Here is a 13,497-nt window from a genome sequence, read left to right as displayed (position 1 = left end):
TTTCACCACCATCCAAAAGACAGTTAAGACTTATGAGGTGTTATTCCTCGCAGTCTCCTAGCTCATACTCTCCCCGTTTCGGGGAGTTCCTAGCTAGAACGAGCCGCACGCAGCTAAGGCATTACTTGATCCCACAGAAGAAGGGGAAATGACAGCCCAGTTGGGAGTAGCAGCGGCCTTTGAGTTATCTTGGGAAGATTTGAAAGATTGTCCAGAAGCCCAGCAGTTGGGATGTCGTCTGAGTCTGTTTGCTCCTGCTCCTTTTGAGTGGTCACTGGTAGAGAAGTGTGTTATCGAAACTGAAGATGAGGATGACTGGGAAGAAGCACAAGAAGAATTGGAAGAATTACGCGATCGCGTAGCGTGGCCTACGGCCAATCGCTTCCTGGTCAAGCGTAATCTCTTGCAACTGACTGAACAACAAACCTATCAACTCCATCCACTAATTCGAGAATTTTTCCAGACCAAGCTGGCTCAATTACCAGATGCTGATGGCTACAAGCGAAGCTTTTGTCAGGCAATGGTGGCTAAGGCAAAAGACATTCCCCAGACACCAACTCGTGATGATATTACAGCAGTTACCCCCGCCATTCCTCATTTAGTCGAAGCTGCTACAGTCCTAACTGACTGGCTGAGGGATGAAGATTTAATAGAGCCCTTTACTGGCTTAGGAAGATTCTCTGAGGGTCAAGGTACCTATGATCAGGCTGAACCTTGGTATAAGCAAAGTTTAGATATTAGCACAAGTCGTCTGGGTGAAGAACATCACGATGTAGCCACTAGTCGAGCCTACCTGGCAAATCTCTACCAAGCTCAGGGGCGTTACCATGAAGCCGAACCCCTCATTGTCCAGGCTTTGGACATGAGAAAGCAGCTGCTGGGTCAAGACCATCCCCATGTCGCTGAAAGTCTCAACAACCTGGCATTTCTCTACCGAGCTCAGGGGCGTTACCATGAAGCCGAACCCCTTTATGTCCAGGCTTTGGACATGAGAAAGCAGCTGCTGGGTCAAGACCATCCCCATGTCGCTGAAAGTCTCAACAACCTGGGATATCTCTACCAAGCTCAGGGGCGTTACCATGAAGCGGAACCCCTTTATGTCCAGGCTTTGGAGATGAGAAAGCAGCTGCTGGGTCAAGAACATCCCCATGTAGCCACTAGTCGAGCCAACCTGGCATATCTCTACCAAGCTCAGGGGCGTTACCATGAAGCCGAACCCCTCATTGTCCAGGCTTTGGAGATGAGAAAGCAGCTGCTGGGTCAGGACCATCCCTCGGTAGCCACTAGTCTCCACAACCTGGCATTACTCTACCAAGCTCAGGGGCGTTACCATGAAGCCGAACCCCTGTTTGTCCAGGCTTTGGACATTTATAAGCAGCTAATAGCTCAAGACCATCCCGATGTCGCCCAAAGTCTCAACAACCTGGCATCACTCTACCAAGCTCAGGGGCGTTACCATGAAGCGGAACCCCTTTATGTCCAGGCTTTGGAAATGTATAAGCAGCTGCTGGGTCAGGAACATCCTAATGTAGCCCAAAGTCTCCACAATCTGGCTGCACTCTACTCTTCTCAGGGGCGTTACCATGAAGCGGAACCCCTGTATGTCCAGGCTTTGGAGATTGCAGAACAGAGGTTAGGATCAAATCATCCTGATACTGTAACTATCCGTAAAAGTCTGGAAATATTGCGCGATGATTTGTCACAGTAATCAGTAGACTTCTTGCTAAAGTATTGTCTTGATGCGAGGATTTTTGGCTTTGATCAGAAATCAGCATTTGGTTTCATAATCTATTTGGAAATTCTAGATACTGATAAACTGTTGAATCACCGATAATGTCTTGTTTCAGAATTTGATAAACCAACCCCTTATCCAATAGTAACCCAGCCGATAGCGCTTTATATGCCAACACATTACTATATTTCGTGCGATCGCTGCTCCTCTTCTTTAGAGGATATCTCCCAAGTTTTTTGATACTGATTTTTGCCCCCCTAGCCCCCCAATTCTGGGGGTAACAAGAATCAATTTTATGTTAAAAGTCCCCCAAAATTGGGGGATTTAGGGGGCTTAGATGTAGCAAATGAGATTTTTCAGATAACCTCTTATAGCTTGCACAAATACCAAACTAATTAATAATAGGAAACACAGATGATATATTATGTTATTAATCAAAATTAATTGGCGATAATTTTCCTAAGTGAATGACTTACGACAGTACCCTAAAATATCTAGTTGAACAATATCCCCAAGCCTTTACCCGTTGGTTATTCAACCAGCAACCAGCAGAAGATATCGAAATTCTCAACACCGAATTGAGCACAGAACCAATTCGGGCAGATGCCTTGTTTTTTGTGCGAGTTGCTGATGCTATTTTGCATCTGGAATTTCAAACCTTACCCCAATCTGAACCTCCGTTACCCCTGCGGATGCTGGATTATTGGGTAAGGTTGTATCGGCAGTATCGCTGTGATAGCGATGCAGCGCGGTCTTGGGGGTTTCCCCCATGAGCGACTGCATCAAGACATTGAGCAGGTAATAATTTTCCTGAAACCAACCCGATTAGCGGGAGTATTTGAGAATCAATTTACCGAGAGGAACCTATCCTTCCGCTACCGGGTGATTCGGATTTGGGAATGTGATCCAGAACCATTACTGACAACGCCGGGGTTACTACCCTTGGCCGTGTTAGCACAAGCGGAAGTGCCAGAAACCTTGCTATCTCAGGTAGCAGCCAAAATCGATATGATTGAAGAGCGATGCAGCGCGGTCTTGGGGGTTTCCCCCATGAGCGACTGCATCAAGACATAGACAACAGCAGCGTAACCTATCTGCTTGCGTGCAACTGTTGGCTGGGGTGAAATTTGATGAGCAGTTAATTCAAGCTTATTTTCGGGAGGATATGATGCAAGAGTCAGTAGTTTATCAACGGATTATTCGTCAAGGATTAGAACAAGGAAAGCACAATGAGGTTAAGTTAATTATCCGTCTACTAAACCGTCGCATAGGTCAAATAAATCCCCAATTACAAAATCAAATTGAGCAGTTATCCTTTGAGCAGTTGGAGGATTTAGGAGAAGCCTTGTTAGATTTTGAAAGCGAGGTGGATTTGACCAATTGGTTGAACCAGTTTAGGGATAAGTAAAATGCGTTCAGGTTTAGCACTCAAAAGCAGTGCCATCGAGAGCTGGTAGAATGTAGAATTGAGAATTTAATAGAATGTAGAATTTAATAGAATGTAGAATTGAGAATTTAATAGAATTTAATAGAATTGAGAATCGGCGAAGGTAGAATTTGAAATTCTTAATTCTTAATTCCCAATTCTTCATTCTTCATTCTAAATTCTACATTCCTCTGACCCTAATCAAGTAGACTTCAACAGCCATAGACTAAGTAAGCCCAGTCTGAAGATTTCTTTCCCTAATGGTCCTGTACCTGAACAGATGTCATGCCTGTAATCAGCTTGAATCTGTTCCTGGGTCAAAGCCCGACTGTAAATTCGCACACCAGCCAAAAGTCCGGAGTACTGATAGTCAAGGTTGCCTTGAATATCACGGAATTGCCCCAGCCGTAGGGGTCTACCAGGGGAAGGTGCTATCGGGTTGTCGGTCTGATTGGGAATCCGACGGATGTTGCCGTTAAAGTCTCGAACTTCTTCGATGTGGCTTTGGATGCCATTAATGTAGGTCTGCATGATAAACCTACCGGGAGCCACTTCACCAAAGGTTGCAGCCATATGGGTCCATTGACCACCATGGACGATATCCTCACTGACGACACCACCACTGCCGCTAGTTTCGTCTGCTTCCTTCGGTAATCCTTGGGTGACATTGTTGGGGATGATAGTCAGAATCAGGTTGCGATCCGTTTGTAGAGTACTCAGGAAAAGATACCAGGAAAATGCTTTGCATATGGGCTGTGGGCAGGCTCCAAAACCAACTTCTCCATCAGGGTAAGTACCCTGGGGAGGATCGGTAAACGCTGGGTTTGCTTTGATGTAATCAACCTTAACCCAAGTTTCCACGGTCAGGTTAGCCAGATCTGGAAAATTGGGAACCTCAACGTATTGTGCAAAGGACATTTGCGGGGATTCGCCACTATCAGATAAGCGTCTGAGAACGTTATAGTTCAGGGATGCTGAACCAACAAACCCTGGCGGGACATCCGCTGAGGGAGCCAACGGATGGGCATCCGGATCGTGTTGGACCATACCATCAAAGGTTCCAGGATTAGCTGTGTTCCTGATCACTCCCGTGTCAGTTGGAGTTTCAAATAAATACTCAGCTACCAAATCTGTGGGATCGGGGGTAAACATTTCTGTTTTTATTCTGCTTAGACTTTGGAGAAAATTTGATGTTTTCCCTTTTGTTTCTACTCAAAACAATGGGCTAACAAATCTATTGTCAAAGGCCCCCTTAGATAGTGACAGTACCCTTTGAGGGTACTATTTTATCCAAAGTCCAAGATTAGTAGCAAAATTAGCGATTGTTTTTAAGCAACAAAAACCAGGGACTTTAGTGCAGGCAAGATTTACCCACTGCAATAATTTGATGAATTATAGTGGATTGCTATAGTACCCGTTGATGCCTTCCCGTAGCGGCTTAATGCTCGTCCATAGCGTTTTTAATGCCAATAACGCCAGTAAGGACGACCTTTCCAAAAGACCCCTAGGATTACTCCAATCACAGCATTCATGGAAAACCCAACTAACCCAAAAGGGATGGGAAGTTGGGACTTGAGCAATAAACCGACGATAAGGCACAACACTAAAGCCCAGAGACTAGAGGTCTTCAGGAATACCTGAGACTGCCAACGTTCACAAATATAGACTCCTAACACCCCAACTCCTATAGCCGCAGCCATAAACCAGATGATTGCTAGGGGTCTAGAAAATAGTAGCCGCGAGACGGGGCGGAAAGTTTCTGATTGAGTCAAGATCCATATCAACAGGTTCTCTAGAGCAACTACCAGCACAGTGGTCAAAGCAGCTACTTTCGACAGAGGTAGCCAAGGCTGTTGCTTAAAAGTATTCCAAGGGTCATTCATGCTATGCTTCCTTTGACTTGGTTGATGATTTAAAAAAAAAGTGTAGCGAGTTGGAAAACCCTGTCTGATCATGAACTTGCCAATCGTCTATCACCAGGACTATGTCGCACCTCTGCCAGACGGGCATCGCTTTCCCATGCCTAAATTTGGGAAACTCTACCAACTACTGCTACAAGAAGGCATTGCCACTCCTAAACAATTCCACACTCCAGAGCGTCCCCCACTCGATTGGCTCCACCTGGTTCACACCCCTGGCTATGTTCAAGCTTACTGTCAAGGTACCCTAGACCCCAAAGCTGTGCGACGCATTGGCTTACCCTGGAGTCCAGCGTTAGTAAAGCGAACTTGTACTGCCGTAGGGGGCACGATTCTCACCGCTAAACTCGCCCTAAGCCAAGGGTTAGCCTTCAATACTGCTGGTGGTACCCATCATGCTTTTCCCAATTATGGCTCAGGGTTTTGTATCTTTAATGATTTAGCGATCGCATCCCGTGTCCTGCAACAACTGGGACTAGTTCAGAAAATTTTAATTGTTGACCTAGATGTCCACCAAGGAGACGGTACCGCCTTTATCTTCCAAAACGACCATAGTGTCTTCACCTTTTCCATGCACTGTGAAGTCAATTTCCCTAGCACTAAACAAAAAAGCGACTTAGACGTTCCTCTACCAGAAGGGATGGATGATGATGCCTATCTACAAACCCTAGCCAAGTATCTTCCGGACTTACTCTCAGGATTTAAACCCAATTTAGTCCTCTACGATGCTGGAGTTGACCCCCATGTAGAAGACCAGTTGGGGAAATTAGCCTTGACCGACACAGGAATCTACCGTCGGGATATGCAAGTGTTGAGTACCTGTGTAGCAGCGGGCATCCCAGTTGCTTGTGTGATTGGTGGTGGCTACGGTAATGATTTCGATGCCCTAATCTATCGCCACTCTTTACTATACCGTGCTGCTATACAGGTCTATCGCCAGTGTCAGCTTTAATGGCCTCCTAAAGAAGGAGGCTAGCCACTGTTGACGATTTTCTCCAAATATCTGGCAGTATATACAAAAATATGTTAGATTTGATGATGAATCTAGTGTCATTGAAAACATTCTGGTTCCTTGAATTGAAGCCGAAAACCAAAGCTTTAATGATAGTGGTTGCGTTTTCTATTAAACACAGATTTATGCGCCAAGAGCGGAACAAAACCGATCTTGGCCTTGGGAGATACCCCCTGGCTGCTTAAGCAGCTTGCATTAGTGGGCTAAAATCTGCAAAGTAGATTTTGGTAGCTAAAAAGTATCGGAATTCTTTGGTCGTAATTTATTATTGACGCAGCCTTCAACCGCCCTCTAAAGATGGGCGTTTGAAGGCAAGGGGGCACTTTTAAATGCCGTGTAAATTTGTTTGGACTAGACAATTTTCTGGTAGAATTACCTTAGAGGTAAGGGTAATCAACCTCTTTAAACACCCAGTACTCTCACTGAGTAACGAACCTTGAAAACTGGATATATGGGGTTCTGTACTGAAAAGGTAGTGCAGGTAAAATTTCCAACCACCAAGCACAGAGAAACCAGTTTTTTTAGTGTTATCAAGGTAGGGCAGGGCATGCCCAAACCAACTCTGCAATGAGTTAAACGCTTAGGGAGAGAACCATCTCTGGAGTAGATGCCGCAAGGGATTTAGTTTAAGTGGACTCGCTGAACTAAGAATCTCCGTTGCTTCAGCACGGAGAGTGTCAAAGGATTGATAGTTAGATATAGGTAGATAAATTCGCTAGAGCTACGGCCAACGCTACTCCCCACTCCCAATTTAGCATTCCCCATAAAAAAAACTGTGCTGCTATCCAAAGGCTTTGAAGTAGAAATGTATACCGGCACTCCCGAAGGGGATATTGTCGGTTTTTCCGATCAGATTGTTGCATCCCTCGACGGATTTGTCCGAGAGCCAGATCAGCGCAATGTAGAATACACCACTGCTCCTTTATGTTGCTATGACCGTCTCTTATGTGCCTTAGTGCGTCCTCGACAGCAGCTGCGACAGTATTTAAAAAGCTTGGGTAACTATACAATAATTCCCGGAAGTACCCTGTCGTTAGCTGGAAGCGATCGCTTTTACCGTTCTGACCCCAATAATCCTTACCATTCCTACATTGAGACCACCTACGGCACTAAAGTTGTCACTGCCAGCATCCATATCAATGTGGGCATCTCTGACCCAGAAATCCTGATGAGAGCTTGTCGTCTCGTGCGAATGGAAGCTCCCCTGTACCTAGCCCTGAGTGCATCTTCCCCCTTTCTCGACGGCCAAACCACTGGCTATCACTCGACCCGTTGGGGAATGTTTCCCAAAACTCCCTCTGATGTTCCTTTATTTGAAAGCCATCGTCACTTTATCCAGTGGAATGAAGAGCAACTAGCTGCTGGTACCATGTTCAATGTCCGTCATCTCTGGACCTCTGTGCGCCCCAATGGCAATCGACGCCCCTATGATCTCAACCGCCTAGAGCTGAGAATCTGTGATTTAATGGTCGATCCCATTGCCCTGTTATCGGTTATGGCACTATTGGAAGCACGCCTGATCCAACTGATTCATGATCCCAGCCTTGACCCCCTGGAGATAAGTACAATACCTGCCAACAATCGTTCAGCTGACTTGATTGCCCTCACAGATGCCAATGAAGTGGCTGCGGCTAAATCCAGTTTGGATGCCCAACTGAGGCATTGGCAGGATGGCAGACTAATTCTGGCACGAGATTGGATTCAGGAACTTTATCAAGAGGTTTGGCCGGTAGCGAAAAAACAGGGTTTTAGTTGCTTCCTCTCACCGATTCAGAAAATTCTACGGGAAGGAAACACCGCTGCCCAGTGGTTACAACTTCATGGAGTGGGTTTTGATCCTCGCCAAGTGATGATTCAAGCCATTAAATCCATGGCTGAGCAAGAATCGCTACTAGAAGATCAATTGTGCCAGTCCCTGGTAGCCTAACTGACTAACAGCTTAGTTATTCAATTACAATTTAATAACTAAACTTGTGATAGCCAAGGTAGGGAGAATCAGGATTCCCCCTACCCCAGGATTATCATGGCATTTTTTATGAATTTTTTTAAATTTTTTAGAGTTTTTGTAAAGACAACCGCCTCAATTGAATAATTTTTTTGCCAAGTGAAATGCTTTGAAATATAAGAATATCTAATATATGCTTCAACAAAAACTAATATAAGAAAAACATATATGATCTATATCACTAGATAGAGGTGATCTGAAATACAGACAAAAATATAGACCTTAGGTATGCCTATAGTACTATAACCTAGGGTCTATATCGAATGCTCCTCGAACCTGAATCCCTTGAACTGATTAAAATAAATCTTTCCCGACACCCGTTTGTCCACACCCGTTTGCCCACAACCCATACCCAGTAAACCTTTCAAGCTGGTTATCACCACTTCAAAAACCAAGAGGCGATCGCCTATTGGTTTTCTAATCAGCGCTTCTATTCAAAGATAATAGATTGGTTGGATAGGGAGATAGGGAGATAGGGAGATAGGGAGATTGGGAGATAGGGAGATAGGGAGATAGGGAGATAGGGAGATAGGGAGATTGGGAGATTGGGAGATTGGGAGATTGGGGGAAGAGAAAGTTGTACGTTTGTCCGCAACTTGGTATTAGACCCAGATTTGGTATGAATATAGATTAGGGTCAAACGAGTTCACAGTTTCATGGTAAAAGTTGTCTTAATCAACCCGCAAATTCCACCGAATACCGGCAATATTGCCCGAACTTGCGCCGCCAGCACTACTCAATTGCACTTAGTAGGTCCGTTGGGTTTTGAAATTAGCGATCGCTACTTGAAACGAGCAGGACTAGATTATTGGCCCTATGTAGATTTTAAATATCATGATTCCCTTGATGCATTTATCAGCTATCACCAGAAGCAAGAGGGGCGATGGATTGGCTTTACCAAGAGAGGAACATACAACTATATTAAGTTTCAGTTTCAGCCCAAGGACTGGTTATTGTTTGGCTGCGAAACTCAAGGTTTGCCTCCCCATGTCTTAGATGCTTGTCAGGCTAAGGTCTTTATCCCCATGGCCCAGCCGGGAGTTCGCAGCTTAAATCTCTCCGTCAGTGCTGCCCTTGGCTTATTTGAGGCCAGGCGTCAGTTGGGTTACTTGGAATAGGTTTTTTGTGTGTTAATAATTAGGACTTACGAACTCTAGTTGGTTTCCCCAGTCCAATTTGTATATTTTGTACAAATTATATATATAGATTTCTTTTGTATAGATTTACTTGTATAGATTTTTCTTATAGATTTACTTGTATTGATTTAGTTGTATTGATTTACGTTTAAGCTTTAACCGTTGAATCTTTAATTAGACCTTAACCTTAAAATATATCACTCCTTAAATCTGGTGTCAATAGAAATATCGACGGCGACTTTAGTAGCTGTTTCCCGAGTCCTAATCTTGCCGGACTTAAGATAGAAAAATTAAATGGAGAGCAACAGACGCCCCACTCAAAACATACTTATCCCCCTTCAGGGGTTTAAACACCATCAGTAGAGTTCAAATGCGTAATTTAACCTCTACTGATGGTGTCAATAGGAAATGTCTGTATAAATGTGTAATTTTCGTGAAAAACCATCCTTCTCAGTGAATTCCCTAGCTGATCAATCCATTACTATATCTTTATATTGGGTTAAACTCTGTGAAAACGTTTTGTCGGACAAGTCTGTTTTAATCAGGGAAAGACCTCAAAACCAGGTATCTTTGGGTAAAATCAAGGACTTTCAGCCTACAGCTGACCGGACGCACCTTGCTTGAATGAGTTAGTGTGTGTAAAATTACTCACCAAAAATTCAGCTATTTAGAATACTGAAATTACCGAACACATATAAGAAATTTCTATCATAAAGAGTAGGATTACCGAGAAATTACCGATAGATTTTGCTGATATCAAATGGCGAGTGATCAATATACGCGCGCCAGCTATCAATAGAGAAAAGGAGGATTTGAAAGATTTTGTGAGCGCACCATCAACTAGCAACCCACCAGGATTAATCTGCCGGTTGATACAGGATTCTACGGTTGTTGTCTTACCCAAAATTCGCGTAGAGTTCATCTGTAACCAGTTAGTTACTTCGAGATTCCCATCGCTGTTTTTATGGCGCTCAAAGAGAATAATCAGCAAATATGCTGGATTTTCTTGGGTTACTGAGGGTGGTTTCCCGGAGCAAGCTTGATTAGCCAGTTACTTTATATGCATATATATGCAGCATATGCAGCCATCCTGAACCGCAGCCGTGGTAAATCCCGACAATATCTCTGCTATGGGATGTTGTCCACCTAGTTGTCTAAGGATAAGTACCTATCAATGGCTTCAAGGTGTATCTAGCTATTGCCATGAAAGAACAAATTTTTTAGTAGTCATGTGAGCTTGTCTAAATCAAAGAAGCACGGTAATCTTTGCTAAGTCTCCCAAATAGATGTGATTTGGATCACACTTTAACAGTGAGTCACATCATTGACTGGTAAAAAATAAATCAGGAACTGTTAAGCGCTCGTCAAACACCAGGAGGACTTTTTTGAAAGGAACACTTACTGATAAGGTCAATCATGTTCCGACCTGTGCAGCAGAGTCATCGGATTCGGCATCGAAACTACCTGCAAGTAATCATCCGGTCGGTGCAGCAATTCCCCTTGAGGTGAACCGTAAGGCTCGTACCTCAGCAGCCATGATTGGATTGGCGATTTCCATGGGGGCATCTGGCTTACTATTACCTCAACAGGGTGATGAAGCAATGGCATTCGAGCCAGTTGCTCCTGAGCCAAGTGGGACGAATCTACCAGCAGCCGAATTTAAAGTTACCGCTGTTTCAAGCCCCTCATTGCCAAACGCGGCTAAGCAGGGACAATGGAGTGTGGAATCAAAGCCAGCCTCACCCCCAGAATTTGCGATTCGGCAAAGCCGACCCTACGCGAACGCGAATTTTAACAAGCTCAAAACCGATGACACTCTCCCAGTAGCCAGGAAGTCTAGCATTGGTGAAGTTAAGGGTACTAATCTCAAAGCCTCATCTAACTCTAAGGGTGTAGAGCCAAAACAGTTGCTAGCATCTGCACCAGTCTCAAAATTGGGTAACCTGTCAAAGGATGCATCCCACGCTGTTTCCAACAAGACCAATAATCTTTTAAAAGCTAGACAAGACCTAGCCCTCAAGCGCCTGCAAAAACATCGAAACCGTCTGAGCAAAAGTCTGGTTCAGTTGAGGTCCGAGGAGTTTAACAAGTCTTATGAACTGGCATCAGGGACCCTTGGTTCTAGCCCACACACTTTACCCCCTGCAGTTCTAAAACCTGAGGGTTCAGTAACAGAAAAATCGCAGCCCATTGTTACTGTACCTACAACTCCGGCGGTGCTCCCACAGCCAATGCCGAAAGTTGCTGTATCACCAGCCTTAACCCAATCAACTAGATCTGGGTCACTACCAGTGGTCATTCCAGTACCGACTCCAGAAACAACTGTCATATCAGCAGTCAAACCATCAGTTGTCAAGGTCAGTACTCCAAAAATTGCATCGGCTACAACCGAGGTAACTATAGACCAACTCAATGTCCCACAGCCAGTGGTGCTGGGAACTAGGTTGTCATCTACTGGCAACTCGTTTCACCAGGTCAAAGCTGGTGAAACCCTCGATTCTATTGCCCGTAGCTATGGTTTATCCCGCTCAGAGCTAGTCTTAGCCAATCAGCTAGATAATCCTCACCTAATTGAAATTAATCAACAGCTGAAAATTCCTCAATTTAGGAGATTCGATCACCAAAAGTCCTCTTTTACCTTGCTATCTAGCAATAGCCGGAAATCTAAATCTTGGAAGCCAGGAATAGCGCGACCATTGGATTTAGAAACTATCTCTGTTAAGACTTCTACTAGTAGAGATCAAATCACACCCGTATCTATACAGGAAAAACCTAAGGTAAAACCGTTAACTGAGACGATTCTGGCTCAATCGACCTCAGACAGTGGTCTGTTAGCTCAGGCTACTTCCTCTATTGAAAATCAGCCTCTAGAGTCTATTAACTCTCAGCGCAACTCCTATGTTGAAAAATTAAGGGCTGATATTCTCAAGATGCGAGAAGAAATCCGGGAGAATCAAACCAGCCCAGAGGAAAGCAAGCCAATCAACCTAGGAGTTACTACTAACGAGCCAGTTGCTGATCCCTCAAATAAGGAGTCTAAATCTGTCGAGATCACTCCCCAGTTCAATCCCGAGAATAATCAAGGAACCGATACGAAAGAGTGGCAATTATTACCGCAACCACCGACAGCTCCACAGGCTCCTATTGCTATTCCGAGACCTCAGCCACCCCAGAAAACTCGACGCAGTTCTATTGCCATTCCTGTGCCTCCACCTGAGGTATCACAACAGAGAAGGATAGCTGTAGCTCCTGCCCCACCGGAACGATTTAACCCAATGATTCGTATACCGGTAGGAAAACCTGTTTCACCAGGAGTGCCACCTCTGTCTAAACCAGATATGTACTTGCCAGATAGCCCTACCCGCTTTAACGGATATATCTGGCCAAGTAATGGTGTGCTTACCTCAGGTTATGGTCGGCGTTGGGGACGGATGCACAAGGGCATTGATATTGCAGCTCCCATTGGGACACCGATTATAGCAGCAGCCCCTGGTGTTGTGGTCAGTGCTGGTTGGAATTCAGGTGGTTACGGTAAATTGGTGGAAATCAAGCATCCTGATGGAAGTCTGACCCTTTATGCCCACAACAGCCGAATTTTTGTGCGTCGTGGACAACAGGTTGGCCAAGGTCAACGAATTGCCGCTATGGGTAGCACAGGTTATAGCACTGGTCCTCATTTACACTTTGAGCTTCATCCCAGAGGTCGGGGAGCTGCCAATCCAATGGCCTATTTGCCTAGAAGACGGTAATGGAGTGATTTCAAGGGAAGTCTCCCAATCAGGCAAAATTACTAGGTTGAAGGAGGAGACAGAGGAAAAGGGTAAGGTGAGTAAAAGCTAATCGAAAATGTTGCAGAGTCTACCAAAAACTCTTATGATTTGTTAGACTTAAATTAGGGGAACACCAACAGGGATTATTATGTAGCTTAAATTAAAGCCGAAAACCAAGGGTTTAATAGTTGCGCTTAGATCCCGGTGGAACGAACTTTTTTGACATTTTTATGGCGCTCGCGGGATATTCCGTCAGAGAAGCGCGGAGATACCCCCTGGATGTGAAAGCATCTTGCATTGGCGAGCTAAGATCTACCTTGGTAGATTTTGGTAGCTAAAAAGTATCGGAACTTTCCTACTCTTCCTCACCTTCTCAAACAATAGCTATAATCACCCTTAGCCCCTTGAGCTAAAGGGAAAGTGGTTGTCTGAAGCAGGAATTACCTTTCCTATTGTTCTTCTAGCTTTTCCGTATACCCCTTTATCTGTTCCGTTCG

Annotated in this window: 7 protein-coding genes and 1 pseudogene; 6 read left to right on the top strand and 2 right to left on the bottom strand. The window is 44.6% G+C overall.

Going from position 1 to position 13,497, the window contains the following annotated elements:
• The first annotated feature begins 148 nt into the window (after positions 1–148).
• Complete coding sequence (locus tag F6J99_RS13795) at positions 149–1,708, top strand: tetratricopeptide repeat protein (RefSeq protein ID WP_293113411.1); 1,560 nt, start codon at positions 149–151, stop codon at positions 1,706–1,708.
• Positions 1,709–2,199: 491 nt separating this feature from the next.
• Positions 2,200–3,140: pseudogene (locus F6J99_RS13790) on the top strand (DUF4351 domain-containing protein).
• Between the two features lie 219 nt (positions 3,141–3,359).
• Here the strand turns inward: F6J99_RS13790 and F6J99_RS13785 are convergent.
• Together F6J99_RS13785 and F6J99_RS13780 are read right to left on the bottom strand one after the other, a co-directional pair.
• Entirely contained in the window at positions 3,360–4,310 is a 951-nt protein-coding gene (locus F6J99_RS13785; RefSeq protein WP_293113410.1) for a LamG-like jellyroll fold domain-containing protein, read from the bottom strand.
• 308 nt (positions 4,311–4,618) lie between these two features.
• Positions 4,619–5,041 carry a peptide chain release factor 1 gene (locus F6J99_RS13780; protein WP_070396573.1) on the bottom strand — a complete coding sequence of 141 codons (423 nt, stop codon included), beginning with the start codon at positions 5,039–5,041 and terminating at the stop codon, positions 4,619–4,621.
• A gap of 70 nt (positions 5,042–5,111) precedes the next feature.
• On the opposite strand from F6J99_RS13780, the gene F6J99_RS13775 reads away from it, so the two are divergent.
• The 4 genes from F6J99_RS13775 (at position 5,112) to F6J99_RS13760 (ending at position 12,979) form a co-directional block, all read left to right on the top strand.
• Complete coding sequence (locus F6J99_RS13775; RefSeq protein ID WP_293113409.1) at positions 5,112–6,029, top strand: histone deacetylase; 918 nt, start codon at positions 5,112–5,114, stop codon at positions 6,027–6,029.
• An 835-nt stretch (positions 6,030–6,864) separates the two neighbouring features.
• Positions 6,865–8,016 carry a glutamate--cysteine ligase gene (gene gshA, locus F6J99_RS13770; RefSeq protein WP_293113408.1) on the top strand — a complete coding sequence of 384 codons (1,152 nt, stop codon included), beginning with the start codon at positions 6,865–6,867 and terminating at the stop codon, positions 8,014–8,016.
• A 734-nt stretch (positions 8,017–8,750) separates the two neighbouring features.
• Positions 8,751–9,212 carry a tRNA (cytidine(34)-2'-O)-methyltransferase gene (locus F6J99_RS13765; RefSeq protein ID WP_293113407.1) on the top strand — a complete coding sequence of 154 codons (462 nt, stop codon included), beginning with the start codon at positions 8,751–8,753 and terminating at the stop codon, positions 9,210–9,212.
• A 1,403-nt stretch (positions 9,213–10,615) separates the two neighbouring features.
• Positions 10,616–12,979 carry a LysM peptidoglycan-binding domain-containing M23 family metallopeptidase gene (locus F6J99_RS13760; RefSeq protein ID WP_293113406.1) on the top strand — a complete coding sequence of 788 codons (2,364 nt, stop codon included), beginning with the start codon at positions 10,616–10,618 and terminating at the stop codon, positions 12,977–12,979.
• The last annotated feature ends 518 nt before the right edge of the window (positions 12,980–13,497 follow it).

It is taken from the genome of Moorena sp. SIO4G3 (genome assembly GCF_010692305.1).
GTDB lineage: Bacteria > Cyanobacteriota > Cyanobacteriia > Cyanobacteriales > Coleofasciculaceae > Moorena > Moorena producens_A.
Note: the sequence above shows the minus strand (reverse complement) of the source record. Positions and strands in the feature narration are given on the sequence as shown.

Excerpts from the sequence above, each read along its gene's own strand:
- F6J99_RS13765 (WP_293113407.1), top strand. The coding sequence starts at position 8,751 with ATGGTAAAAGTTGTCTTAATCAACCCGCAAATTCCACCGAATACCGGC.
- F6J99_RS13775 (WP_293113409.1), top strand. The coding sequence starts at position 5,112 with ATGAACTTGCCAATCGTCTATCACCAGGACTATGTCGCACCTCTGCCA.
- F6J99_RS13785 (WP_293113410.1), bottom strand. The coding sequence starts at position 4,310 with ATGTTTACCCCCGATCCCACAGATTTGGTAGCTGAGTATTTATTTGAA.
- F6J99_RS13795 (WP_293113411.1), top strand. The coding sequence starts at position 149 with ATGACAGCCCAGTTGGGAGTAGCAGCGGCCTTTGAGTTATCTTGGGAA.
- F6J99_RS13780 (WP_070396573.1), bottom strand. The coding sequence starts at position 5,041 with ATGAATGACCCTTGGAATACTTTTAAGCAACAGCCTTGGCTACCTCTG.